This window comes from Thermosynechococcus sp. PP555 (genome assembly GCF_031583225.1).
Classification (GTDB): domain Bacteria; phylum Cyanobacteriota; class Cyanobacteriia; order Thermosynechococcales; family Thermosynechococcaceae; genus Thermosynechococcus.
Genome location: NZ_CP134168.1, coordinates 994,844 through 1,018,979 on the forward strand (window position 1 = coordinate 994,844; position 24,136 = coordinate 1,018,979).

The 24,136-nt window shown below is 52.8% G+C and carries 24 protein-coding genes; 9 read left to right on the forward strand and 15 right to left on the reverse strand.

Going from position 1 to position 24,136, the window contains the following annotated elements:
- The first annotated feature begins 3 nt into the window (after positions 1-3).
- The 7 genes from RHH27_RS04690 (at position 4) to RHH27_RS04720 (ending at position 6,481) form a co-directional block, all read left to right on the forward strand.
- Positions 4-1,317, forward strand: a complete 1,314-nt coding sequence (locus RHH27_RS04690; RefSeq protein WP_206201278.1) for a CO2 hydration protein — start codon at positions 4-6, stop codon at positions 1,315-1,317.
- A gap of 96 nt (positions 1,318-1,413) precedes the next feature.
- A complete protein-coding gene (grxC, locus tag RHH27_RS04695; RefSeq protein ID WP_250682073.1) occupies positions 1,414-1,677 on the forward strand; it encodes a glutaredoxin 3 in 264 nt (87 codons plus the stop codon).
- Positions 1,678-1,682: 5 nt separating this feature from the next.
- Positions 1,683-2,639, forward strand: a complete 957-nt coding sequence (gene gshB / locus RHH27_RS04700) for a glutathione synthase (RefSeq protein WP_206201280.1) — start codon at positions 1,683-1,685, stop codon at positions 2,637-2,639.
- A gap of 67 nt (positions 2,640-2,706) precedes the next feature.
- Positions 2,707-3,708 (forward strand): DNA methyltransferase, encoded by a 1,002-nt coding sequence (locus RHH27_RS04705; RefSeq protein WP_310454353.1) that lies wholly within the window; start codon positions 2,707-2,709, stop codon positions 3,706-3,708.
- 17 nt (positions 3,709-3,725) lie between these two features.
- Positions 3,726-4,391, forward strand: coding sequence for a hypothetical protein (locus RHH27_RS04710; protein WP_310453269.1), 666 nt, complete (start codon positions 3,726-3,728; stop codon positions 4,389-4,391).
- Between the two features lie 145 nt (positions 4,392-4,536).
- Positions 4,537-5,940 carry a 3-isopropylmalate dehydratase large subunit gene (gene leuC / locus RHH27_RS04715; RefSeq protein ID WP_310437865.1) on the forward strand — a complete coding sequence of 468 codons (1,404 nt, stop codon included), beginning with the start codon at positions 4,537-4,539 and terminating at the stop codon, positions 5,938-5,940.
- Between the two features lie 139 nt (positions 5,941-6,079).
- On the forward strand, positions 6,080-6,481 hold the full coding sequence (locus RHH27_RS04720) for a hypothetical protein (RefSeq protein WP_206201284.1): 402 nt from the start codon (positions 6,080-6,082) through the stop codon (positions 6,479-6,481).
- A gap of 5 nt (positions 6,482-6,486) precedes the next feature.
- Here RHH27_RS04720 and RHH27_RS04725 read toward each other — a convergent pair whose 3' ends face one another.
- From RHH27_RS04725 to RHH27_RS04740, 4 genes are read right to left on the reverse strand one after another with little or no spacing between them, the layout of a single operon-like run.
- Positions 6,487-7,188, reverse strand: a complete 702-nt coding sequence (locus RHH27_RS04725) for an MgtC/SapB family protein (protein WP_310437864.1) — start codon at positions 7,186-7,188, stop codon at positions 6,487-6,489.
- Positions 7,189-7,191: 3 nt separating this feature from the next.
- Positions 7,192-8,568 carry a magnesium transporter gene (mgtE, locus tag RHH27_RS04730; protein ID WP_302676640.1) on the reverse strand — a complete coding sequence of 459 codons (1,377 nt, stop codon included), beginning with the start codon at positions 8,566-8,568 and terminating at the stop codon, positions 7,192-7,194.
- A 13-nt stretch (positions 8,569-8,581) separates the two neighbouring features.
- Positions 8,582-8,830, reverse strand: a complete 249-nt coding sequence (locus tag RHH27_RS04735; protein WP_302676639.1) for a hypothetical protein — start codon at positions 8,828-8,830, stop codon at positions 8,582-8,584.
- A gap of 44 nt (positions 8,831-8,874) precedes the next feature.
- Positions 8,875-9,030 carry a hypothetical protein gene (locus tag RHH27_RS04740; protein ID WP_206201287.1) on the reverse strand — a complete coding sequence of 52 codons (156 nt, stop codon included), beginning with the start codon at positions 9,028-9,030 and terminating at the stop codon, positions 8,875-8,877.
- A 712-nt stretch (positions 9,031-9,742) separates the two neighbouring features.
- Between RHH27_RS04740 and RHH27_RS04745 the strand changes: the two genes are divergently transcribed.
- Positions 9,743-13,465, forward strand: coding sequence for an EAL domain-containing protein (locus RHH27_RS04745; RefSeq protein WP_302678991.1), 3,723 nt, complete (start codon positions 9,743-9,745; stop codon positions 13,463-13,465).
- On the opposite strand, the gene RHH27_RS04750 is transcribed toward RHH27_RS04745, so the two are convergent.
- The 5 genes from RHH27_RS04750 to RHH27_RS04770 form a co-directional block, all read right to left on the reverse strand.
- Positions 13,462-13,911 carry a hypothetical protein gene (locus RHH27_RS04750; RefSeq protein WP_206201289.1) on the reverse strand — a complete coding sequence of 150 codons (450 nt, stop codon included), beginning with the start codon at positions 13,909-13,911 and terminating at the stop codon, positions 13,462-13,464. The two genes, RHH27_RS04745 and RHH27_RS04750, sit on opposite strands and share 4 nt — an antisense overlap.
- A 9-nt stretch (positions 13,912-13,920) precedes the next feature.
- Positions 13,921-15,090 carry a cysteine desulfurase family protein gene (locus RHH27_RS04755; protein ID WP_302678992.1) on the reverse strand — a complete coding sequence of 390 codons (1,170 nt, stop codon included), beginning with the start codon at positions 15,088-15,090 and terminating at the stop codon, positions 13,921-13,923.
- 54 nt (positions 15,091-15,144) lie between these two features.
- A complete protein-coding gene (locus RHH27_RS04760) occupies positions 15,145-15,375 on the reverse strand; it encodes a hypothetical protein (RefSeq protein ID WP_149817400.1) in 231 nt (76 codons plus the stop codon).
- Positions 15,376-15,510: 135 nt separating this feature from the next.
- A complete protein-coding gene (locus RHH27_RS04765) occupies positions 15,511-16,716 on the reverse strand; it encodes a ribonuclease Z (RefSeq protein WP_310742763.1) in 1,206 nt (401 codons plus the stop codon).
- Between the two features lie 2 nt (positions 16,717-16,718).
- Positions 16,719-17,366: a DUF3386 domain-containing protein gene (locus RHH27_RS04770; protein ID WP_302678993.1), complete on the reverse strand. Its 648-nt coding sequence runs from the start codon at positions 17,364-17,366 to the stop codon at positions 16,719-16,721.
- 163 nt (positions 17,367-17,529) lie between these two features.
- Between RHH27_RS04770 and RHH27_RS04775 the strand changes: the two genes are divergently transcribed.
- On the forward strand, positions 17,530-18,063 hold the full coding sequence (locus RHH27_RS04775; protein ID WP_206201293.1) for a P-loop NTPase family protein: 534 nt from the start codon (positions 17,530-17,532) through the stop codon (positions 18,061-18,063).
- A gap of 12 nt (positions 18,064-18,075) precedes the next feature.
- On the opposite strand, the gene RHH27_RS04780 is transcribed toward RHH27_RS04775, so the two are convergent.
- The 6 genes from RHH27_RS04780 to RHH27_RS04805 all read right to left on the reverse strand — a co-directional run bounded on the left by RHH27_RS04780 (position 18,076) and on the right by RHH27_RS04805 (position 23,884).
- A complete protein-coding gene (locus RHH27_RS04780; protein ID WP_206201294.1) occupies positions 18,076-18,942 on the reverse strand; it encodes an alpha/beta fold hydrolase in 867 nt (288 codons plus the stop codon).
- Positions 18,943-19,115: 173 nt separating this feature from the next.
- Positions 19,116-19,313 (reverse strand): hypothetical protein, encoded by a 198-nt coding sequence (locus tag RHH27_RS04785; RefSeq protein WP_206201295.1) that lies wholly within the window; start codon positions 19,311-19,313, stop codon positions 19,116-19,118.
- A 120-nt stretch (positions 19,314-19,433) separates the two neighbouring features.
- Positions 19,434-20,246: a carbon-nitrogen hydrolase family protein gene (locus RHH27_RS04790; RefSeq protein ID WP_302676632.1), complete on the reverse strand. Its 813-nt coding sequence runs from the start codon at positions 20,244-20,246 to the stop codon at positions 19,434-19,436.
- A 60-nt stretch (positions 20,247-20,306) separates the two neighbouring features.
- On the reverse strand, positions 20,307-20,504 hold the full coding sequence (locus RHH27_RS04795) for a hypothetical protein (protein WP_206201297.1): 198 nt from the start codon (positions 20,502-20,504) through the stop codon (positions 20,307-20,309).
- Between the two features lie 444 nt (positions 20,505-20,948).
- The gene (gene queA / locus RHH27_RS04800) at positions 20,949-22,013 is read right to left on the reverse strand and encodes a tRNA preQ1(34) S-adenosylmethionine ribosyltransferase-isomerase QueA (protein ID WP_206201298.1); all 1,065 of its coding nucleotides are present in this window, start codon (positions 22,011-22,013) and stop codon (positions 20,949-20,951) included.
- Positions 22,013-23,884: a PP2C family serine/threonine-protein phosphatase gene (locus RHH27_RS04805; protein WP_302678994.1), complete on the reverse strand. Its 1,872-nt coding sequence runs from the start codon at positions 23,882-23,884 to the stop codon at positions 22,013-22,015. The genes queA and RHH27_RS04805 overlap by 1 nt, the downstream gene beginning before the upstream one ends.
- Positions 23,885-24,136: the final 252 nt, after the last annotated feature.

Below are 24,136 nucleotides of genomic sequence, written 5' to 3' on the forward strand. Positions count from 1 at the left end.
ACCATGGTTGAAACAATTGAGCGTCCCAGTTCGGCAAAACTGCCCCCACTGGATCACCCCCTCGCCGACATTATTTACCGCCTTGAGGCGGGGGGTGCCCTCATTCCCGACACGCCAGTGAACCTGATGAAGATCATCGGTATGTACAAGGCCTACGCCATTCCGATGGACTTTTACTGGCGGAATTTGCTGTACCTCGGTGAGCGGGTATTTATCCATCCTTTTCCCTTCTTCAAGTATTTTCCAACCAAGGACTACTTTGAGTTGGCCAATCACTATGCTGGGGATACAGCGGATCTGCGGATTTGGCGTGGCCCTGCCCATGCCCACCCCGAATTGATGGAATTTATTGCAAAGGGGGAAACAGGGAAAATGCCGCGTCTGCTCCACCACCTTTGGCACGACCGCATCAACATGGAGTTTTCCGAAAGCTTGGCGCGCTCAATGATGTGGCATCGCATGGGTGGGCAGCTGGATATCTACCTTGACACTGAAGAGTACAAAGCCGCCGCCGATAGGGCAATCCGCGCCTACTTCAAAGGCAACCCGCTGATGCTCGGGCTGTACAAGCTCTTTCCCGACCTCTTCTTGGAGCAGGCTCGCCAAGCCACCTACATGAACGTGCTGGGGCTATTTTGGGAAGTGATGGCACCCGTCTTCTTCGAGATGAGCGATCGCTATGACGAGGGCAGCATTACCAGCGTCAAGGATGCCATGAACTTCTTGGTCAATGGAATTTTTGCCATTGCCGGTCGCCCGATTTACCACCACGTCTATATTGATGGCGAGGTGCATGTCCTTGTGCCCAAGGAAAAGGGCTTTATGTGGCTCTATGAAGCAGCCTTCCCCTATGTGGAAGCGGTCTTTTACCGCACGGCGCCCTTCCGGGGAACGAAGTCCTACAATGCCCAAGCCAATCAGGTGCCCACTGATCAGGTGGACTTCCACTATGGCATTCTCTTTGCCGATAAATTCCCGGTGGGGACGGCGGGGATTCCCCCCACACTGCTGCATCAGGACATGTATCACTTCCTACCCCAGTACCTGAAGGATTACTTCCACCAGCACTGTCGCGGCGAGGATGATATTTTGGTGCAGTTGGGAATTGCCTTCCAGCATGCGATGTACACGGTGACCTCCGCTGTTTTGCAAGCAACCCGTGCCGCCTTCTACTACCCCTTAGATGATCCCAATCCGGAGCATCTCATGGCCAACCGGCGTTTCTTTGTGGCTCAGATGGATCGCTTTTTGCGACCGCAGTACGGCATTGCTGAAGCCTGCAAAATTCGCAATGTCCAAGATCCCAATTATTTGTAGGGAGTTGTAGGACAGGACATTAGGGAGAGGGGGTGTGTCTCTTCTCCCTTTTTGCTAGGCTGGAATCAAAGTGAATTTTTGTAACGAGGTAAAGCCGTGGCCAACGTGGAAATTTATACGTGGTCTCGTTGTCCTTTTTGTATTCGGGCAAAGCAGCTGTTAACCCGCAAAGGAGTAAAATTTACCGAGTACGTCATTGATGGCGATGAAGCGGCTCGTGCTGCAATGGCTCAACGTGCCCATGGCCGGCGATCGCTCCCGCAAATTTTTATTAACAACGAACACATTGGCGGCTGCGATGATCTTTATGCCCTAGAGGCACAAGGGAAATTGGACGCTCTGTTGCAAGCGGCAGCTTAATGACGGTGGATATTGCCTTTATTATTGACCCGATCGCCCGCCTTGACCCCGGCCACGATACCAGTGTGGCCTTGATGGAAGCAGCGCAAGCGGCAGGCGCACAGGTGTGGGTAACGGAAATTTCCCAACTGCTGATCCGCGAAGGTCAGGTATGGGCAGCACTCACCCCGATCCAGTTATCGCCCGTGCAACTAGTGGCCAGCCAGTGGCAGATTCCCCAACCTTGGTTTCAGACGGGGGCAGTGGAATGGCGACCCCTCAACACCTTTCGAGCGGTGTGGATGCGCAAGGATCCCCCCGTGAATACCGCCTACCTCTATGCCACGTACTGTCTTGATTTAATCGATCCCCAGACCACCCTTGTCCTCAACTCGCCCGCAGGGTTGCGCCATGCCAATGAAAAGATGTATGCCCTGCAATTTACGAGTGTGACTCCCAAGACCATTGTCACAGGAGATAAGCAGCGCATTCGGGAATTTGTGCAGCAGCAGGGCATGGCCGTTCTCAAGCCCTTGGGGGGCAAAGCCGGAGAAGGCATTCTCTTTTTGCAGGCGGGCGATCGCAACCTCAATTCCATGATTGAAATGAGTACTCAGTGGGGACAGCTACCGGTGATGGTGCAGGAGTACCTACCCGCGGCCAAGGAAGGCGATAAACGAATCATTCTCCTCAATGGGGAACCCATTGGTGCTGTGAATCGGATTCCCACAGGGGATGAATTTCGGGGCAATATGGCCACCGGCGGACGCGTGGCAGCAGTGGAAATTACCGAGCGCGATCGCCAGATTTGTCAAACTTTAGCCCCTGCCCTACGGCGCGATGGCCTGTACTTTGTGGGGATTGATGTCATTGGTGGCTATTTGACAGAAGTGAATGTCACTAGCCCCACGGGCGTTCGTGAGATTGATCGCCTCAATGGGACTTGCCTTGGTCAACAGGTGATGGCTTGGCTATTAGGCTAACATTGAGTTATGCTTAGCCACTCAGGGGATGTGATTCAAACCAGTAATCAAGTTTTGATAAAGCGATATGGTTCACAGCAAAGAACGCGCCCCCAGAAATAGAACAATTACGTTGACCGAGCAAGAACAAGCGAAGTATCGACAGCGACTCCTACGGTTGAGTCATCCTGTGAGCTTATCAGAAATCATTAACCGCACCATCCATCAAGATATCTTTGAGGTCATCAAGTTTCTCCCAAGTCAATTTGTTGATTTGCTGTTTATTGATCCACCTTACAACCTGAACAAAGTATTTAACTCAATTAGCTTCAAGAAAAAAAGTTTAGAGGATTACATCAACTGGCTAGAGTCTTGCTTGTCGAGTCTTGAAAAAATTCTAAAACCAACTGCATCTATTTACATTTGCTCTGATTGGGAATCCTCAACTGCTGTATTTGAAGTCATTAAAGACCGTTTTCAAATCCGCAACCGAATTACATGGGAGCGCGAGAAAGGACGAGGAGCAAGCAAGAATTGGAAAAATGCCTCCGAGGATATATGGTTCTGCACTGTTTCTAATGAGTACACCTTTAATGTTGAGGCTGTTAAGCTCAAGCGTAAAGTCATCGCTCCCTATAGAGTCAATGGACATCCCAAAGATTGGGAAGCCACGGAAGAAGGAAATTACCGCCTAACGCATCCTTCTAACCTGTGGACAGACTTAACTGTGCCCTTTTGGTCAATGCCAGAAAATACAGATCATCCCACCCAAAAGCCCGAGAAACTACTGGCTAAGGTCATTTTAGCTAGCTCCAATCCAGATGACATTATTTTTGATCCATTCCTCGGCTCCGGAACAAGCTCTGTCGTTGCCAAGAAGCTCGGTAGGCGTTTTTTGGGGGTTGAACTGGATGAGACTTATGCTTGCCTAGCGGAGAAGCGCCTTGAAATGGCTGAAGTAGATGCTTCGATTCAGGGCTATGCTGATGGCGTGTTTTGGGAAAGAAACACATTAAGTGAGCAAGGACGTTTTACGCAAAAGCAGTATCAGTGCGAAAAACTATTTCACCAACCAGAGCTTTTTCCCTAGGAGAAACATAAGAATCAATGGAAAAAAGACATATTTTCTATGGTGATCAGATTGATCAGATCGAAGAAAACATCAAAGAACTCTTAAACTCACAGGAAGATTTCTTGTCTGCTGTGACAATCAATAGCCCAAGAGCTGTTGGCGATGCTGTTCAGCAAATTCTTGCCAATCATCTACAGGCGGTTCTTGGTGAAGAGATTTGTAAAAACTATTCAGCACATTTTGCCCGTAGAGCCATGGCTGATCTCGCTTTCAAGGATGATCAAGGATTTTACTATGTCATTGACGTGAAAACCCACAGATTGAGTACACAGTTTAATATGCCCAATTTAATTTCTGTAGAACGCCTCACTCGTTTCTATCAATCAGATGAAAATGTTTTTGCAATTTTGCTGATTGCCTATGAGGCTCAAAGAACTCGTATCGGTATTGAAAATGTTCAATTTCTGCCAATCGAGTTTTTGGGGTGGGACTGCTTAACAATTGGCGCTTTGGGTTGGGGGCAAATTCAGATTGCGAACTCTAATGTTTTAACGATTAACCGTGGCTACTCCCGTAAGCAGTGGATGCTTGAGTTGTGTGATGCATTAGCTGAATTCTATCCCCGTGAAATTAGCAAAATTGAAGGGCGGTTGAAATACTTTACAAAGGTTCGCGAGTTTTGGCTTAATCATAGCGATTAAAGCTTTTTTCATAAAGTTAAACATCATAAACCAAGCTGCAACATGGCTGTGATGCGACTGAAAACGGATAGTTGCCTTGTATAATCACTGTACTGAATCTCTTCCTTTTGCCTATAATTGATAGGCTGGATTTTTTCACGAGTCTATGAGTCGCGGCACACTCTTTGATAAGGTTTGGGAACAGCACACGGTGGCGACACTGCCCTCAGGGCAAACGCAGCTCTTTATTGGCCTGCACCTGATTCACGAAGTGACGAGTCCCCAAGCCTTTGCCATGCTGCGGGAGCGGGGATTGGCGGTGCTGTATCCGCAGCGAACCGTGGCGACGGTGGATCATATTGTGCCGACAGATACGCTGGCGCGTCCTCTCCAAGATGCCCTTGCCGAAGAGATGCTGCAAGCCCTTGAGGCGAATTGCCGTGCTCACAATATTCCTTTCTTTGGGATTGGCTCCGGTCGTCAGGGCATTGTCCATGTGATTGCTCCCGAGCAGGGGTTAACGCAACCGGGGATGACGATCGCCTGCGGGGATAGCCACACCTCTACCCACGGTGCCTTTGGGGCGATCGCCTTTGGGATTGGCACCAGTCAAGTGCGGGATGTGTTGGCGACTCAGACCCTCGCCCTCAATAAGCTCAAGGTTCGCAAAGTAGAAGTGAATGGCTCCCTTGGCTCTGGGGTCTATGCCAAGGATCTCATCCTCCACATTATTCGCCACCTTGGTGTTAAAGGCGGTGTTGGCTATGCCTATGAGTTTGCTGGCAGTACCTTTGCCCAGCTCTCAATGGAAGAGCGGATGACCGTCTGCAATATGGCCATTGAAGGGGGAGCCCGCTGCGGTTATGTCAACCCCGATGAAACCACCTTTGCCTATTTACGAGGCCGCCCCTTTGCTCCCCAGGGCAAGGCTTGGGATGAGGCGCTGGTGTGGTGGCGATCGCTCGTCAGTGATGCCGATGCTGAATACGATGATGTTGTCACATTTGCAGCTGCGGATATTGCACCGACGGTCACTTGGGGCATTACCCCCGGCCAAAGCGTTGCGGTGGATGAGACCTTGCCCACCCTAGAGAGTTTGCCCGAGGCAGAACGGGCGATCGCCGCTGAAGCCTATGCTTACATGGATCTGCAACCGGGGCAGCCCATTCAAGGCACCAAGATTGATGTCTGCTTTATTGGCAGTTGCACCAATGGTCGCATCAGTGATCTGCGGCAGGCTGCCAAAGTTGTCGAAGGGCGCAAAGTCAAACCCGGTGTCAAAGCCTTTGTGGTTCCCGGTTCAGAACGGGTGAAAGCGCAAGCCGAAGCGGAGGGTCTCGATGTCATTTTCCAAGCCGCAGGGTTTGAATGGCGCAATCCTGGTTGCTCGATGTGCCTCGCCATGAATCCCGACAAGCTGCAAGGGCGTCAGATCAGTGCCTCATCTTCCAATCGCAACTTCAAAGGACGCCAAGGATCAGCAGCGGGACGGACACTCCTCATGAGTCCAGCGATGGTGGCCGCCGCAGCTATTACGGGTGAAGTTACAGATGTGCGGGCATTTCTTTGATGTCCTGCTTAATAGATATCAAGTTCTTTATCAGCCCTGTCACATTCCCTAAAGTATGAAATTATCCTCCTAGACAATGACAATAGAGACAAGGGGAGGAGCGGTTTATGTTTCCAATCTTTCCAAAAGGAGGCTGTCTATGAAAATGTTACAGGGCTTGCTAGGCGCAGTGGTTCTGGGTATGGCCTCTATTTTGCCTGCTGCTGCTGAGACGCTAGTTTCTGATAGCGGGCTGACTGAAATTTACGGCTACCAGCTTAGCCCCTTGCCGGGAGATATCTTGCCCTACACCACCAAAGTCAATGGACGAGTTTATGAGGGCACCATTAACGTCACGGCAAGCGGCAATGGCTTCGTGCGCGGCTTTTTTAGCGATCGCGATCTTGGCGGTAATTTTGGCTGTAGTGGCGAAGTAACCATTCAATGGGTACGGGATAATCGCTATATTTCCGTGTGGCGAGTTGGCGGTACTTATACGCCGCGTCTGCAATGTCCGCAAGCGGGCACCACGGCTCGTCTGAATATGCGCCTCTATCCCTAGAGAAATCAACCATACTCCTGCTCTGTAATGCGCCAGCGCGCCGAAAGAACACTGGGTTCTAAACTCAAGCGGCTCACCAGCCCTTCTACAAAGTCATCATTGCGCTCTTGACTGAGGAGTTCTGCTTCAATATGGACGCGATCGGGGGTGTCTTCAATATCCTCGCTGAGGAGCGATCGCAACTTCAGCCGACTGCCCGCTAATGACTGCAACAGCAGTGCCCGCAAATGAGCCTCTGCCTCAGCACGGCAGACAATATCACAGCGATAGCACAACTCCACTTCGGTGCCCTTGAGGGGCTGCTGATTGATGCGATAGCCGAGGGGACGCAAGAGCAGATTGGCCACGAGCACTGCCACTGCTCCTAAGGTTGCCTGATAGAGTAATCCCGAACCACACAGTGCCCCCACCGCCGCTGCACACCAGAGAGTAGCGGCCGTATTCAAACCCCGTACTGAGAGGCCTTCCCGCAGGATCACGCCCCCGCCGAGAAACCCAATACCAGAGACAATTTGGGCGGCAATCCGCGTTGGACTCGCTTCCCCCGGCGTCAAAGCCGAGAGCATGACAAATAGTGCTGCCCCCGTTGCCACGAGGGTATTTGTGCGCAGACCGGCCATGCGTTGCCGCCATTGTCGCTCCAAGCCGAGGGCTGCCCCAAGACAAAAGGCTGCTACCAAACGGACAATAAAATCACTCGTTGACATCGGTTAAAACGACAGCCCTAGGAAGACACTCACCAGATAGAAGTAGAGCAACAGCCCTGTAAAGTCCTTGATGGTTGTGATAAAGGGATCCGCCGCTGGCCCGTGGTCAAAGCCCAACTTCAGCAACACCCAAGGAAGCAATGCCCCTAAGATCGCCGCGAAGGTAATTACAACAAAAAGTGAAATCCCTACAGCCAGTCCCAGTTGGGGAATGTCGTTGGGTAGCCCTTGCCAGAAGAAGGCAATCAAGCCGCCAGCAGTTCCCAAGATAAGACCCATGATCGCACCAATGCGAAACTCGCGAAAGAGATAACCGCCATAGCGACGAATATCAATGTGCTGCCAAGCAAGACCACGGGCAAAGACAGTGGTGGATTGGGTACCGACATTGCCTCCCATGTCCATGACCACAGGAATGAAAATGGCTACGGCAACGACGGCTTCCAGAACTTCCTCAAAGTACTGAATCACGCCGCCAACAATCATACCGCCAATGAGGGTAATGATCAGGCAGATAATCCGCAGTTGCACTGCATAGCGAATGGGACCGCGCACCAGTCGTTCACTCCAAGCTTGATCGCGGTTGAGCAAGTTGCCCACACCTGCTTGCGCCAAAATGGTGCTCGTTGCCTCCTCCTCAATCAGGTCAATCACATCATCAAAGGTGATATCGCCCACCAGTCGCCCCTCTTGATCCACCACAGGAATAGCAGGGACATCGTATTCCTTGAGGAGTTTGGCTGCGGATAGTTCCGGCGCGGTCACAGCGATCGCCAGTTCCTGTCCTTGCACCAAATCTTGAAGCGGCTGGTGGGGATTTGCTTTCATCAACTGGATCGGCTGCACAAAGCCACGATAAAAGCGCTGTTCATCAATGACAAAAATAATGCTCAGGTCATTAATATCCAAGGAACTCTCACGGATAGCGGCGATCGCCTGCTCCACGGTCAAGTCTTGCCGCAGCGCCAAGTAGCGCAGATTCATGCGCCGACCAATTGTGCCCTCAGGATAGCCCAACAGCAGGTTCACGGCGTCGCGGGATTCTGAGCTTAACTGGCTGAGCAACCGTTTGGTGACCTTGGCAGGTAATTCCTCAAAGAGACGCACCCGTTGATCGGCCTCAAGGGCTTCTAGAAAATGCAGAATCTCAGGATCCGTCATCCCTTCAATGAGGGTTGCCTGCTCATCGGGAGTCAGGGCTTCAAAGACTGCGATCGCCTTGTCTTTTTCGAGGAGGCGAAAGGCCAATACCCGCTTATGGGGGTCAATTTGGCGCAGGGCACGCACTAGCTCAGGAATCGTCAGTTGGTTGGCTGTCCGCTTGGCAGCACCGAGACCCTGCGGATAGGTCAGCAGATCATCGAGGGGATTGATTACCATCGCATTGCTCCTTCTATGGTTGACAATTTAGGGTGGGTGAGACAGGGGCATAGGCTTCGCTCAATTGATGCCAGAGATCAGCCAACTGGTTGTAGGCTTCGGATGTAGAAAGTTTCCCACTCGTATGGAGAGCAGCAATAAACCCTGCCCGTTGAGCAAATTTCTGCAGGTAGGCATCAAAGGTCAGCGCGTCTAGGGTGACGTGCCCACGGTAAAGGGTATAGGGGCACAGAAATGCCTGCTTTACATCGTTGGTTATCATGGTTCTAAGCTCCATTGAGAAACGACAATAGGATGTTTTAGGGTTTAACGAGACAACTCAAAGGGTGAGAACTCTCCCAAGTGGGCGATCGCTTGGCTCATGACCGTAATCATCAGGTGGCCAAGGGCAACACCCAGCACTTCCGAAAGGGTAATTCCCAGCATTTCGGCCATCATGCTGAACAAACAAACTTCAAACATAGAAACTCTCCGTTGCTAATGGTTTTGCCACGCAACAACTTGAGCGATGAAAAGTAGTCGTTCAATAAAAACGCTTGACTACGGGCGATCGCTCTCAACAACAAACAGATTTGAGCCAGCCAACCTTAGGCAGACTCAGGTAGATACGAGACTGAGACCTATTGACCAATTTGCTTCGTGATCCATCTCCATTTGCAGATCGACTGCCTTGGAACGCGCGGAGATGAACCAGAAGTTCAAGCCATTAGGCAGCAGACAAGTCTGAATTCACCTCGGCGATCCTTAGGGGAGAGAGGCTCCACCTATGGCAGGGATCTTCATTAGCGGAGATGGGGTCACCAGAAGCAGCATTACAGTGACTCCTACTAGACTCCATTAAGAAAATCTCCAAAAATAGACAAATGCCAGCAGCCTAGGAAATCTTCCAACTGCCAATAGGCATTTTAGGGGGTGAGCAAGTCTTTGTCAAGGATCATATGAACAGCTAGGGCATTGCAGTAGGGCATTTCTGGTCGTATCGCCCTTTTCACAGCGATCGAACACCCTCACCCCGGTAAAAGCCCCGATGGCAGAGCACCGCACTCCCGTTATGTCGCTGATATTTCAGGAAAGGGCTGTCATTCGCTAAAATTGTTAATCATTACTTAAAGTTTTATAGTGTAAAACGTCCAGAAGTATCTTAATGCGTGATAAAAATTGTGGATTCTAGCGAATGATTATAGATGAATTTGAGCACTTTACTGAATTATTGGTCAACTACACCGATGATCTCATTTGCCTGCACGAACCGGATGGCAACTATCTATATGTGACTCCCTCCAGCAAAACCCTTTTAGGCTATTCTCCTGGAGAACTGATTGGTAAGAGTCCCTACACATTATTTCATCCTGAGGATGCAGAGCGCATTCGCAGTGGTGCCCATGCCCTCGCCCTGCAAGGCAGTGTGAATGTGATAGAAACCTATCGCATCCGCAAAAAGCATGGCGGATATGTTTGGTTGGAAACCCTCACGCACCCCATTTGTGATGCAGGGGGAAATGTTTTATTTTTAGTCTCCACATCGCGGGATATTACCCGTCGCCGTCAACTCGAGCTAGAGCTACAAGCCAAGCAAGAACTACTGGAAGCCTTTTTTCAACAATCCCTTGAGGCCTGCTTCTTCATGATGTTGGATCAGCCCATTCGCTGGGATGACACGGTCAACAAAGAGGAAATCTTGGAGTATGTCCTTGATCATCAGCGGATTACGCGTGTCAACAGTGCCTTTGCCCAGCAGTATCAATTACCGCCGCAGGAGCTGATTGGCCTGACGCCGCGCATTTGCTTTAAGGATGATCTGGAACTCGCCAAACGGCTGTGGCGAGCACTCTTTGATCTGGGCTATTTTCACATTGAAATTGAACTGCACCGCCGCGATGGTAGCTCCTTTTGGGTTGAGGGGAATTATGTGTGTCTCTACAACCAAAATAAGGAAATCATTGGCCACTTTGGTGTGCAGCGGGACATTAGCGATCGCATGCGTCTGCAAGCAGAAATTGCCCAAAAAACGGCTGAACTAGAGTATTTCTTTGGCTCCTCCCTAGAGCTATTTATGATTGCCGATAGTGAGGGACGGCTGCGGCGGGTGAATCAACACTGGCATACCTGCCTGGGCTATGACCTGAATCGGTTGGCAGGGGCAAAGTTTGAGGAATTTCTCCACCCCGGCGATCGCCCCCGCCATCGGGAGATGCAGCAACGTCTCCTTGCTGGGGAGCAAATCAGTAACCACACAATTCGCCTGCGCACCCAAGGGGGAGACTATCGCTGGTACGAATGGCAAGGCCTGCTCAGTCAAGGGCGCATCTATGGTGCTGCACGGGATGTCACGGAACAGCGCCAATTTAGCGATCGCCTGCAAGCGGCCTACAACCAAGTGACTGATATTTTGGAGAGCATGTCGGATCACTTTTTTGAAGTGGATCGCGACTTCACAGTTATCTATGTCAACGGGAATTTTTGCCGTCTAGTGGGGAAATCTGCCTCAGAGATGCTGGGGCAAAACCTCTGGGATCTCTTTCCCGATGAGCGCAACTCAATTTTTGAAAGCCAAAGTCGGCGGGCAATGGCAGAGCAAACTCCCGTCCAATTTGAAGCCTTCTATGAGGGGCTGAACCAATGGTTTGCGGTACGGGCTTTTCCCACTGGCCGAGGCCTTGCCGTTTTCTTCCGGAATATTACGCTTCAGGTGGACTCCACTACTTCGTTACAGCGACGGCAAACCCAAGCGGAACTCCTGCATCGGCTAACCTTGAAAATTCGCCGTTCCCTTGATCTGGAAACAGTTCTTAAAACCGCCCTTGAGGAAGTGCGTCAACTGCTGGGGGTCGATCGCACGCTGCTTTTCCAGTTCTATGCCGATGGCCGGGGTGAGGTGGTGGCTGAATCGGTGGCGGCACCGCAGTTTTCTCTCATGCACCGCACCTTCTATGACCCCTGTTTCCACCGTGAGTCTGCCGAAGCCTATCTTCAGGGGCGGGTACTGGCGGTTGCTGATATTAACACCGCTGAAATAACCCAGTGTCATCGCGACTTTCTCAACCAATTGCAGGTGCGTGCCCTCTTAGTGGTACCGATTATTGAGGAGGAACGTCTCTGGGGATTACTCCTGTGCCACCACTGCTCTTCTCCTCGACCTTGGGCAAGTGACGAGGTCGAATTGATCCGCCAACTGGGCGAACAACTGGGCTTTGGCATCAACCGCGCCGAACTGGTGACTGGGCTGCATCAGGAAAAAGAACGCTATCGGCGGGTGCTGGAGGCTCAAACAGAACTGCTCTACCGCTGTACCCCTGAAGGACACCTCACCTTTGGCAATCCCGCCTTCTTTCGCTATCTTGCTGCTGCGGGCATCAATTGTGATCTGGGGGATGTGCTCCAGCATCCCTTTGATGCGGTGACCCAGCAACGCTTCCAACAGCATCTGCAAGCCCTCACCCCCACGCAGCCCCTCAGCACAATTGAGTGTGGGGTGACATTGCCCCAAGACCAGATTCTTTGGCTTGAATGGACAACCCGCGCTTTTTTTGATCACCAGGGCCGCTGTGTGGAGTATCAATGTGTGGGACGCGACATTACCCGCCGCAAGCAAATGGAGGAGCAGCTGATTCACGATGCCCTCCACGATGCCCTAACGGGACTGCCGAACCGTACGCTGCTCCAAGACCGATTGCAGCATTGCTGGCGGCAGTATCAACGCCATCGCGATCGCCCCTTTGCGGTTGTTTTTATTGATATTGATCGCTTTAAGCGGGTTAACGATAGCTTGGGACACCAAGCAGGAGATCAGGTGCTGATTACCCTTGCCCAGCGGATGCAAAGTGTGGTGCCGGAGGGGGATACCTTGGCTCACCTGAGTGGCGATGAGTTTGTGGTGCTGTGTGAAGATCTGGATCCTGAGCAAATGGTGGCTCAGGTAGAAGCACGGGTTGCCGATCTAGAGCGGGTGATTCAGGAGCCCTTGGTCATTGATGGCCATCTGTTAAGTCTCAGTGCCAGCATTGGCGTCACCTTTAGCGATCGCGCCGACACCTCGGCCACTACCCTGTTGCGGGATGCCGATATTGCCATGTACCAAGCGAAAAAACAGGGGCTGGGGCAGTATCGGATTTTTGACCCGCAAATGCACACCCAAGCCCAGAGTTGCTTTACGCTGGAGAGTCAACTGCATCAGGCGATCGCCAACAGTGAGCTACAGGTCTATTTTCAGCCCATTGTTCAACTGGAGACGGGGGCGATCGTGGGTCTTGAGGCCCTGAGCCGTTGGTTTGATCCTGAAAAGGGTGAAATTCCTGCCGCCGAATTTATTGGCCTTGCGGAGCAAGCCGGTCTCATTGTTAGCCTTGGCCGACAGGTCTTTGAACGGGCGATGCAGGAATTCAGCCAGTGGCGGCAACAGGACAGCCGTCGCCAGACCATGACCTTGGGCATTAATATCTCGCCTCAACAACTGGTGGATGCCAACTTTGTCAGTGATATTTTGGCAGCGCTGCGCCGTGCCCAATTGCCCCCCCATCTCCTTCATCTGGAGATTACGGAAACGACCATGATCCGCAACCTTGAAGCCACATTGCAGGTGGCCGAGGAACTGCAACAACTGGGGGTTGCCCTCAACATTGATGACTTTGGCACGGGCTATTCCTCCCTGAGTCGGTTGCATCAGTTGCCGATCCACGCCCTGAAAATTGATCGCTCCTTTGTCCAGAACTTAGAGAAAAGCCAAGCGGCACGGGAAATTATTGGTGCCGTGATTGCCCTCGGTAAAAGCCTGCGCTTAGATGTGGTGGCAGAGGGGGTGGAGACAGCAACCCAAGCCGCCCAATTAATCGACCTCGGTTGTCGCTATGGCCAAGGCTACCTCTTCTATCCACCATTGCCGATTAATCGCTTGTCCTAGGACTTGCTGCTGGTATCCTCATGGGGAAGAAAGGGCAGGCTTTCCCACCAACTTTGATAGTTTTTCGTCATTTCCTGCCACCAGTCGGCGGGCTGTTGCAGTGCCTGTTGCAGGCGATCGCGCTCCTGTTCGAGACGTTGAAGGTTCATCTCCAGTTGGTGATAGGTGGTTTCTAGGGTGGTGAGTTGAGCATTGAGGGCTTGGTGTTGCTGTTGCCAGTAATCGCTGCCTGCTCGCAATTGTTGATTTTCGGCGGCTATTGCCTGAAGTTGGTGCTGGAGTTGATTGCAGTGATCTTGCAGTCGCACGACTTCGGCTTCGAGGGCGGCTTTTTGCGAGGGGTGTTGTAGCGATCGCAGAATTGTCCACAGCAGAATCAGGGTGGCAACCACGCCATAGCTGGCCAGTGCCCAAGTCCCCTGTGCAGATAATGCCGCCCACACCATGGATACACCCTAGGAAAGAGATACCGCTAAGGGGGGGGCGATCGCCTCTGCAAGATATTGCCGCAGCACCATGGCCAGCCAATCGACATCGGCAGCGGTGGTCTCTCGCCCCAAGGTAATGCGTATTCCCGCTTTGGCGGTTTCAGGATCGTAGCCCATGGCCAAGAGGGTGGGACTGGGTTGGGTTTGACCACTTTGACAGGCGGATCCCGCACTAATGCCAATGCCCGCAAGGTTGAGTTGCCGTACAAAGGTTTTGCCATTCAAGGGCTGGCCGTGGCGATCGCGCACGATCAAACTCAAATGATGGGGCAACCGCTGCCATGGATGCCCTGTTCGTTCCACTTGCGGATGATCCTGCAACTGCTGCCACAGGCGATCGCGCAGTTGAGCAAGGCGCATCGGTTCTGTCGCTAGTTCAGTGGCGGCCCATTCCGCTGCCACCCCAAAACCCACCAAGGTTGGCACTGCTTGGGTTCCCGCCCTGAGATCCAGTTCTTGTCCCCCGCCACGCAAGAGCGGTTCTAGGGGTACCCCCGATCGCACATAGAGCGCCCCCGCTCCCTGAGGGCCATAAATTTTATGACTGGACAGCGAGAGTAAATCCACCCCTAGCCGTTGCACATCCAAGGGAACTCGTCCCGCCACCTGAACCGCATCCGTATGGAAGAGCACCCCCGCCTCTTGGCAAATGGCTGCGAGTTCAGCAATGGGTTGCAGCGTGCCCACCTCACTTTGGCCGTAGATGATCGAGACCAAGACCGTGTTCGGTTGCAGGGCCTGCTGTAGTTGGGCGGGTTCCACCTCTCCCCAGGGATTCACCGCTAAGCGGGTCACTTGCCAGCCTTGAGCTTCAAGGGCAGCCGCCGGTTTGGCCACCGCTGAATGCTCGACCGCCGAAATAATTAAATGCTGAGGTTGGCGATAGCGTTGGCAAATTCCCCACAGGGCAAGATTATCCGCTTCTGTGCCCCCAGAGGTAAAAATGATTTCATCCGCTTGGGCATGAATCAGTGCTGCCACCTGCATCCGTGCCTGTTCAAGGGCGATCGCTGCACGTTGCCCCCACTCGTGAATACTCGATGGATTACCCCACTGCTGTTCATAGGCCGCCACCATCGCTGCAATAGCCTCTGCTCGACAGGGGGTTGTTGCACCATAGTCGAAATACAGTTGCATGGGCAGGAGCAGCTCCCAAAAACCAATGGCGGAACTGTCATAAAACCCAGTCCCTTAAGCCAATTGTAACCGATTATTCCCTAGCTCCTTTTTGCTGCCAAACCGCTGAATCTGAGAGATGACTTGAATTTCCCCCGCAATAATCCCCGTAACCAGCTCCTGCATTGCTTGATATTCCGTGGCGCTCAGGGAACGCTGCCACAACAATTCATTGATCTGCCGCTCTTGAGCAGGGGTTACGATCCGAGTCGCCTGAATACGGCGGATTAGCTCCAGCAGCGTCATACACCAATCCCCTTGCAATTTGCGTGTATGGTCTCAACTATGCCAGTGCTTCACAAAGCTTAACTGTGATCAACAGCACACAAAGACGTTGATCTCAATCACAAGTTCCTATTTGAGACTGAAAATAATTGCTCTTTAGAACTCCACGTTGAGGGTGTCCCATGCCACCTGCGGATACAGGCGTTCGAGTTCCTCTAGGCAGGTAAACTTTTGCTGCCGCCGCCGCTCCAAAATCGCATTGGCTGTAGCAGCGTCAATTCCCAGTTTCTGCTGCATCTGCTGGCGCGTGGCACGGTTGATGGCGATCGCTGGCGCAATTTTCTGAGCAACAGCAACCGTTTTCTCCTCACCCCGATTGATCAGGATATCCCCTTTCTCTGGGGCAGTAGCCACGGCTGGATTGGCTTGAGGCGCGTCCCGGGGAATTTCGTAATGGAGAAAATCCTGCGCTAAGCGAGTATTGGGGAAAATGGCTTGTGCTTCCGCAAGCAGATCCTCCACCTGCACGGGATTGCCGGGGGCGTAGCGGGCACTAAAGTGGGTGAGGAAGAGCAATTTCACTTGGGCAAAGGTCGCCACCTGAGCCGCCATCGTGGATGTAGAATGCAGCCGTGCAAAAGCCAGATCCGCCTCCTGATGGGAAAATGTCGCCTCGTGGATGAGGACATCCGCCTGCTGGGCTAACTCAACCGCGCTTTCACAAAAGACTGTATCGGTGCAATAAACCATACTGCGCCCCCGCTGCGGTGGATCACAGAAGTCGCGGCCATCAAAGGTGCGGCCATCTGCGAGGGTGATCGTTTTGCCCTGCTTGAGTTGACCATACAGTGGCCCAAAGGGAATTCCCAAGGCTTGGGCTTTTTCCACATGAAAGCGACCGGGGCGATCGCTCTCAGTGACGCGGTAGCCAAAGGCAGGTACTCGATGATGCAGCAGCCGACAGGTCACCGTAAACTCGCCATCACTAAAGACTTCCCCCGGCTCGACGGTATGCACCTGCAACTTGTAGGGAAGCCGCATCACAGACCAGCGCAAACAACTGGCAATGTAGCGATCCAATGTCGGCGGGCCATAGACATCAATTTGACTCACGGTTCCCGCAAGGCCACAACTGGCAAGCAAGCCCATCAGGCCAAAGATGTGATCGCCGTGCATGTGGGTAATGAAAATGCGGCGGATCTGACTGGTTCGCAGGTCACTGCGCAGCAATTGGTGCTGGGTGGCCTCACCGCAGTCAAAGAGCCAAATTTCCTTGCGTTGGGGCAGCCGCAGAGCCACACTGGAAACATTGCGGGTGCGGGTGGGTACCCCAGAACTGGTGCCTAGAAATGTAATTTCCACGCTTAGTCGTCTAGGAGTTGCAGGTCATCAAAACGAATTTCCACGGTGCTGGTTTGGCCATTTTCATGGGTGCGCACCACCTGCCGGCTCATCAGGTAGTAATTGCCGACGGGCACATAGGTATCCTCAAACTCCATTTGCCGCAGCACTTCGTTGGTTTGCGGATTGCGGAAGACAGCCACATAGTTGGTGGAAATGTAGCCTGCACCGGTATCAAGGGCTTCACGGTGGGTAATGGCAAAGGCAACTCGCCCCATGACACGGCTGACATAGACAATTTGATTGTCCCGCACCTTGTAGTTCGACCCCATGGCGTCACCGCTAACGAGGATTTCCACTGCCCCACTGGCGTCGGTTTCCCCAGTTTGGAAGGTGTTTTTGCCGTGGGCCTCTTCAAAACGGTTGCGCTTGCGGTGGACAATCACATCCCGCAATTGGTTGTAGAGGGATTCGCGCACTTGTTCGTCTTCTATGCCACTCACTTCAACGGCGTAGTCGCGGCTCACTTTTACCTGCCCGTGGTACGTGCGATCGCCCTCAATGAGCGTGACCTTGGCCGTAAAGCCGGGAAAATTCTCATCCCATGTGTAACGATTTTCGTAGGCAGCGCGAAAGAGCGCCTCAGCATCAAGAGCCTGTGTCGCTGGCATGGGGGCATCCTCAGTAACAGTCACATTGTTTTAAGATAACTCAATTTTCTGACCCCTTGACGACCACGTATATCTAGTGTTCACTAGGGTTAAATCATTGCGCACTACACTAGATGTATAACCCCTAGGGGGTCGTTCTCCTTTTTAACTGGACAGGAACACGATGGTGGCACAACTCGCGGTTTCCGTTTCTGAGGCAGGCTTGCCCCTAACCTATGGTATTGAGGGAGTGGTGCAGGTGTTTACCTGTCGGCAGCGGCACTTTTTCACCACGGTCATGGCGCAAGCGTTGCGGGTAGCTGCTCAAGGCAGCAGCGTCATCATTGTTCAATTGCTCAAGGGGGGAATTCAAACGGGGATTGAACACCCGATTCAGTTGGGACAGCATCTCACGTGGTGGCGACCGGCGCTGCAACGCTGTTTAGGAGAAACGGACACCCTGACTCCTCAAGAAAAGGCGGCAGTACGTGAGCTATGGCAGCATCTGCAAACGACGGTGCAAAGGGGGGAGTATCGTCTGGTGGTCTTAGATGAGGTGAGTGTGGCCATTCAACTGGGGGTGCTGAGTGAAGCGGAGGTATTGAACTTTTTAGAGAATCGTCCGCGGACGCTGGATGTGATCTTGACGGGGCCTGAAATGCCGGAATCGCTGCTGGCGATCGCTGACCAAATTACACAGTTGCGGCGTTTAATTTAGGTTGGTTTAGGTCTAATTTAGGGCAGCAGAAACGGTCTCTAGCCACTCTAGCAAATACTCATTGACCAAATCAGGTTGCTCCTGCTGCACAAAGTGGCCACAGTAGTCCAAGTATTGAATTTTCAGTTCCTTGACGTAGGCTTCCGTGCCGTAGGTGAGTTCAATGCCCAAGGTGGGGTCTTGCCGCCCCCAGAGCATCAGCGTCGGTACCTCGAGAACCCCCCACTCCCGACTCCAGAGACTTTGCAACCCGGCGCGGTAGTAGTTGAGCATTCCCGATAGGGCACCCCGTTGGGCGGCCGCATCCTGATAGCGGGCAATGTCCGCCGCCCGAATTGCCTGTTGGTTCACCGCTGCCCAGCGAAAGATTTGGGCAACTGCTCCATAGCCCCCCCACTCCAAGAGCAGCTCCGGCAGCCAAGGCAGTTGAAACAGCAGCATATAGCTACTGCGCAACCATTGCTCCAAACTCAACTGGTGGAACATTGCTGGATGCGGACAGGCTAGGACACTCAAGGTTTGAATCCGCTGCGGCACCGCATAGGCCACGCCCCAAGCCACCATCCCTCCCCAATCATGCCCCACCAAATGACAGCGCCGATAGCCAAGGCCGTCAATGACACCGACAATGTCGAGAATTAACTCGTCAAGAACATAGCTAGCGGTATCTTGGGGTTTATCGCTGAGATTATAGCCGCGCAAATCTAGGGCAACGACTTTGTGCTTTTCCGCCAAGACAGGAATTTGATGTCGCCAAGAGTACCAAAACTCGGGAAAGCCATGGAGCAGCAGCACTAACTCCCCTTCTCCTTGGGTGACATAGTGGAGGCGAATCCCATTGGAGACAATAAACTTATGGATCCACGGGCCTTCAATCATATGCACCTTGGGGGCTGGCACTTTACCACTATAACCAAGGGAACGCCAAAGGATAGGGTTGCCCCAACCTCGAATATCAACCCCCCCAAGGAATGCACCGTGAGGGTAATCTGTGACCTCAGGAGTCAGAATGCTGCTCGTAGAAGGGCAAGGCTTACAATTCTTACCAATTTTTAATAGGCAAGGGTTTCGAGAGCCTGACGCAGGTAAGCGGTAACGCAAGCATCGAGATCCGTGGGCTGCTCAACGACAACACTGGCCTGCTTTTCACTGAGCCAACGCTGAAAACCCGAACTGTGGGCGATCGCCCGCTTCAGGGAGTTCCAAACCTCGGCGGAGGCTTGCGGATTGGGAACCGTAACGCTATCCATAGATACTCTCCTAGTGGGTTTGGAGTGAGGGCAAGGATTCACCTATGGTTCTACGATAGCGTAGGAAACTTCCCCCGGCTGTATGCCATGTTACGACTTATTGCAGAATTTGCCCAAAACCTAGAAAAAGACGCGATGTTGCAGGCAGGGCATTTGCTGGCGCACCTGTTCGAGGCGGCTGGGTTCAATGGCCGCAATGGCGAGGCCGGGGCGATCGCCGGCATCCGCCAAAATGGTTCCCCAAGGATCCACAATCATGGCATGGCCATGGGTTTGCCGCCGCGCATAGTGAATTCCCGTCTGAGCCGGTGCAATCACGTAGCAGGTATTTTCAATCGCCCGCGCTTGCAGGAGAACTTGCCAGTGATCCTTACCCGTGAAGGCGGTAAAGGCCGCCGGCACAAACAGCACCGTTGCCCCCGCTTGGGAGAGCGCGCGGTAAAGTTCTGGAAAGCGAACGTCGTAGCACACCGACAAGCCGATATTCCCCAGTTCCTTACTGGGATAGACAGAGGGCAACTGCCGTCCCGCTAGCACTGTGCCCGATTCGTGGTAGATATTGCCATCGGGCAAATCGACATCAAATAAATGCACCTTTTGGTAACGGCTCAATTCTTCTCCGTTAGGACCAATGAGGACTGCTGTGTTATAGACTTTGCCTGCAGTTGCTGGTACTGGGTAGCCACCCCCCACTAAGGTAATCTGAAATCGCTGCGCCATGCGTTTCAAAAAAGCCTCAGTCCGCTCAGCGATTGTTGCCGCTTGGGCGACCTTCTCGCGATCGTCACCGAGAAAAGAAAAGTTTTCTGGCAACCCAATGAGTTCTGCTCCCCGTCTCACCGCCAATTCAATCAATTCTTCTGCCTGCGCCAGATTTGCCTCAAGATTCGGTTGGCTGGTCATTTGTACTGCGGCAGCGAGATAGGATTTCATGCCCATTGAAAAAAAGACAGCAATCCCTCATTCTATCGTCACAATCTGCCTAGGGCAAGTCTAGCGAGAACGCAGGTTCCGGAAGATCGGATTGCGTTGGGTCGGGAGCTGATGCTCATGGGCAGTGCGGTATGCCCAAAAGACATAGCCGGCAATAAAGAGGTTCAACAGCACGACTAGCAGTAGCTTGGGACCACTAATGGGATGCAAGCGCGGCGTTTTTTGCCGTGTTTTTTGGGGTAGGAATTGAACGGCCATGGCTGCTCTCAGAACGCAACAGTTCCAGAGTCCACCATCATTAGTCGTTGTCCACTCTCAATTTGTCTTCTCTGGCCAATAATGGCGATGTTCCGGTTGCCCCTACTATAGATCGCTACCCCATTCGCCACCCAGCATCTGAAATGTTTTTTAATGCCTAGTCACAAAACTACACTATCGCTCAGACGCCCCCAACATGCCCCTAAAAAGCCATCCGCCCCCAAGGAAGGCCTTAGGAGCGGTCTGGTGGTTATCGTGGGTATCAACTGCTAGGAGAAGTGGCCTCCTAGGTGTGATTTCAAATCAACAGATGGAGAACAACTCTTCCCTAGAGCTGAGCTACTCCAAAACGACGACCCAAGCGTTTACTACTATCTGCCATGGGCATCACCTCCCTCTCCCTGAACGGTAGTTTGCAAAACAACTGGCTTTAAGATAGCACACTCAAACGGTATTGTGGCAAGCGCTGGGCAAAATGAGCATGGCATCGCCAAAGGAATAGAAGCGGTACTGGCGATCGATGGCCTGTTGGTACAACTGAAGCAACCGTTCGCGGCCAATAAAGGCACTGACGAGCATCATCAAACTAGAGCGGGGCAGATGAAAGTTGGTAATGAAGCCCTCGACTATCTTGGGCTGATACCCCGGATAGATATAGAGATCACTCTTGCCACAAAAGGGCTGAAGGGTGCCGGATTGGGCTGCCGTTTCTAGGGAGCGAATAACAGTGGTACCGACGGCAATAATCCGTCCTCCGTCAGCTTTGGCGGCCTGAATCCGCTCGACGGTAGCAGCTGGTACCTCAATCCATTCTTCGTGGAGATGGTGATGGCGAATATCGCTGGCCTCTACAGGACGAAAGGTGCCAATGCCCACGTGGAGCGTCAAAAAACAATGATCAATGCCGTGATAGGCCAACTTACTCAAGAGTTCGGGGGTAAAGTGCAAGCCAGCGGTTGGCGCAGCCACAGCACCGGGACGGCGAGCATAGACGGTTTGGTATTGTTCAGTATCTTCAATGGGGTTGTCAATGTAGGGAGGTAAGGGCACTTCCCCTAGGTGATCAAGATAGGACCACAGGCGATCGCCCGGCGGCAGGTCAAATTCAATCACCCGGCCTCGGGTCTCCTCATCAATGGCCTGTACCGTTGCTTGCAGTGTGCCGATTTGAATCACGGCTCCAGGGCGCAATTTTCGTCCCGGTTTGACAAGGGCTAGCCACTGGCGATCGCTCAATTCTTCGAGAAGAAACACCTCAACGGTACGGCCAGAGCCGCCCACTTTTTGACCCCTCAGCCGTGCCGGAATCACCCGTGTATCATTGAGTATTAGCAAATCCCCCGGTTGCAACAGTTGCGGTAGCTCATAGAAGTGGTGATCGGTAGCAGTCTCCTGTGCCACCACCATCAGGCGGGAATGATCGCGGGGAGAAACGGGCTGTTGGGCAATCCGTTCCGGCGGCAGGTGATAGTCGTAGGCGTCGAGGGAAAAATCGTCAGAACTCGGCATTATTGGGGTGGGGTCAACGGTGAGGGGGATGGCTCTACCACAGAGCGATTCATAGAAGTCATCACAGCCAGAAAGCCAAGGGCAGCGGTGGCAACGCCCACAGCCACCAGCAGTAGCAGCCACGCTTGGAAACGAGACCTTTGGGCTGGCGGCGGTTTGGGTTGGGGTTGAGGGGGTTCCACAATCTGGGAAACCGTCAGGTCGAGATCCGCTGGATCGGGTGGGGGGACGTAGCCCATTGTAATGTCTGTCACCTCTGGCAACTCCCCTTGACAAACAATATCGCTGTAGTCCAAGTCAATGACACCCGCTGCATTCTTCACCCGACAGTGAATGAGCACCACCGTCACATTGTCATGGCCATTGAGGCGATTGGCAAGATCAATGAGTTGTTCGGCCGCAGCAGTGAGGGCAAGCTGACCTTGGAGCACAGGCAGGAGGTACTGTGGCCAGTAGGTTTCGACACGATTAAAATCACTGAGGCCGTCGGAACACAGCAAAAGAATTCCCTCTTCATCCAGTAAAAAGCGTTCTACTGTGGGGTGCAGATGCTGGGAGGGTGCCATCCCCAACGCTTGCACCAAGGAACCACCATAGGGCAGCTCAAGGGCTTGATGGTAGGTACTCATCCCCAAGCGCACATCACGGCTGGCCACATCGTCATCGAGGGTGAGCTGGTAGCAGCCCCAGCGGTTGATCCAGTAGGCGCGGCTATCGCCAATGTGGGCAAGGTAAAGATGGGCGTGTTCAATCAGGGCACCGACAACTGTGGTTCCCATGCGCTGGCGTTCGTGGCGCTGCTCCGTATCATTGCGTTGATTGATTGCATCATTGGTGCGGCGAATAGCGGTTTGAATCGCCTGTTCAACTGTAGCAGGGGACATCTCCAGCAGCTTGAGGGGGGTTAGCGTCTCCTCAAGAATGTCAATGGCCAAACCGGAAGCGACATCGCCCCCTTCATGCCCCCCGACGCCATCACACACGAGGGCGAACACCTGTGATTGGCTCGTGAGATCCCGCTCTGGAAAACACTTGTCCTCATTGCGAGTCCGACTAGGCCCTTGGTCGGAGCGGCTAGCAATATCGTAGTGGTACTCATAGCCAAGGCTGTCGAGAGCCTGTTGAAACAGCGTCTCTAGGGTTGCGCGAATAGATTCAGGGGTGGTTTGCTGAGGATCCTGCATGTGTTGACACAGGATCGTGAAGGCCTGCTGAAAGTTTTCCCCTTGATCAGCAAAGCTGAAATGGGTTTGCCAGAATTTGCTAAGGTCAGCCAAGGTGGGATTATGGCCTGCTTGCAGTTGCAGCAGCCGCACAAGGGATCCCTCGGCTCGCAAAAGCTGGGGATTGAGCAGTGTGAGAGCCACATTTTCTGCCACCAAGGCTGGCCAAAGGGAGATGATTTGCCATAACCAGTTGAGGCGGCGCACTAAATTGGCTTTCTCCCAGATGGTGGTGAGGGGAGCGGCATGGGTGAGACCGGGGGCAATTTTGGCATCGGCAATGTCAATGCAACTGACGGGGGCATGCTCAAGGAGCAACAGTTCACCTTCAGGGAGGGAAAGGGCGCCAAATAATTCCGGGACATGGGGACGCTTGGGAAAGAGGCGCAGATAGGGACGGTAGAGCTGGGAGGTGTTGTCCACACTGGGCGCTGGCTCCCCCGGCAATAGGTCTAAGAGCAAGTGTTTGCCTTGCACTAGATAGCGATCGCCCAACAGTTCACCCACCCTGTAGGGATCCAAACCAGAACCGATCGCCCACAAGTAGCGTTTCAGGAGTGGCACCTGACAGTGGCAACACTCAACTTGGTGAATGGAATTTGCAGTGCCACACTCTGGGCAAATGAGATTAGGTGCAAGTGGATTCATCGCTTCAATCCTGAGGGGGCTGCCGCAGTCACAATCACCCGCAGCAGGTACGCACAACGTCTCTGATCCAGTAATTCGCTAGTCCATAGCAGCAGCGAATAGAATACATTCAATTCCCTATCCTAGCTTTTCTCCGGCAACAGCGGAATATCCCAGTGACAGCTCTTTGGCGATGGAGCGAACACACTCAAAACGGTGAAAGCCCCTACAGAAGAGACTCACATCCCATATTTTAGACAAGGGCTTATTCAG

What these genes read in the sequence shown, in the direction of transcription:
- RHH27_RS04690 (WP_206201278.1), top strand. Translation starts at nt 4, where the DNA reads ATGGTTGAAACAATTGAGCGTCCCAGTTCGGCAAAACTGCCCCCACTG.
- RHH27_RS04705 (WP_310454353.1), top strand. Translation starts at nt 2,707, where the DNA reads ATGGTTCACAGCAAAGAACGCGCCCCCAGAAATAGAACAATTACGTTG.
- RHH27_RS04710 (WP_310453269.1), top strand. Translation starts at nt 3,726, where the DNA reads ATGGAAAAAAGACATATTTTCTATGGTGATCAGATTGATCAGATCGAA.
- leuC (WP_310437865.1), top strand. Translation starts at nt 4,537, where the DNA reads ATGAGTCGCGGCACACTCTTTGATAAGGTTTGGGAACAGCACACGGTG.
- RHH27_RS04720 (WP_206201284.1), top strand. Translation starts at nt 6,080, where the DNA reads ATGAAAATGTTACAGGGCTTGCTAGGCGCAGTGGTTCTGGGTATGGCC.
- RHH27_RS04725 (WP_310437864.1), bottom strand. Translation starts at nt 7,188, where the DNA reads ATGTCAACGAGTGATTTTATTGTCCGTTTGGTAGCAGCCTTTTGTCTT.
- mgtE (WP_302676640.1), bottom strand. Translation starts at nt 8,568, where the DNA reads ATGGTAATCAATCCCCTCGATGATCTGCTGACCTATCCGCAGGGTCTC.
- RHH27_RS04735 (WP_302676639.1), bottom strand. Translation starts at nt 8,830, where the DNA reads ATGATAACCAACGATGTAAAGCAGGCATTTCTGTGCCCCTATACCCTT.
- RHH27_RS04740 (WP_206201287.1), bottom strand. Translation starts at nt 9,030, where the DNA reads ATGTTTGAAGTTTGTTTGTTCAGCATGATGGCCGAAATGCTGGGAATT.
- RHH27_RS04745 (WP_302678991.1), top strand. Translation starts at nt 9,743, where the DNA reads ATGATTATAGATGAATTTGAGCACTTTACTGAATTATTGGTCAACTAC.
- RHH27_RS04750 (WP_206201289.1), bottom strand. Translation starts at nt 13,911, where the DNA reads ATGGTGTGGGCGGCATTATCTGCACAGGGGACTTGGGCACTGGCCAGC.
- RHH27_RS04755 (WP_302678992.1), bottom strand. Translation starts at nt 15,090, where the DNA reads ATGCAACTGTATTTCGACTATGGTGCAACAACCCCCTGTCGAGCAGAG.
- RHH27_RS04760 (WP_149817400.1), bottom strand. Translation starts at nt 15,375, where the DNA reads ATGACGCTGCTGGAGCTAATCCGCCGTATTCAGGCGACTCGGATCGTA.
- RHH27_RS04770 (WP_302678993.1), bottom strand. Translation starts at nt 17,366, where the DNA reads ATGCCAGCGACACAGGCTCTTGATGCTGAGGCGCTCTTTCGCGCTGCC.
- RHH27_RS04775 (WP_206201293.1), top strand. Translation starts at nt 17,530, where the DNA reads ATGGTGGCACAACTCGCGGTTTCCGTTTCTGAGGCAGGCTTGCCCCTA.
- RHH27_RS04780 (WP_206201294.1), bottom strand. Translation starts at nt 18,942, where the DNA reads ATGATTGAAGGCCCGTGGATCCATAAGTTTATTGTCTCCAATGGGATT.
- RHH27_RS04785 (WP_206201295.1), bottom strand. Translation starts at nt 19,313, where the DNA reads ATGGATAGCGTTACGGTTCCCAATCCGCAAGCCTCCGCCGAGGTTTGG.
- RHH27_RS04790 (WP_302676632.1), bottom strand. Translation starts at nt 20,246, where the DNA reads ATGAAATCCTATCTCGCTGCCGCAGTACAAATGACCAGCCAACCGAAT.
- RHH27_RS04795 (WP_206201297.1), bottom strand. Translation starts at nt 20,504, where the DNA reads ATGGCCGTTCAATTCCTACCCCAAAAAACACGGCAAAAAACGCCGCGC.
- queA (WP_206201298.1), bottom strand. Translation starts at nt 22,013, where the DNA reads ATGCCGAGTTCTGACGATTTTTCCCTCGACGCCTACGACTATCACCTG.
- RHH27_RS04805 (WP_302678994.1), bottom strand. Translation starts at nt 23,884, where the DNA reads ATGAATCCACTTGCACCTAATCTCATTTGCCCAGAGTGTGGCACTGCA.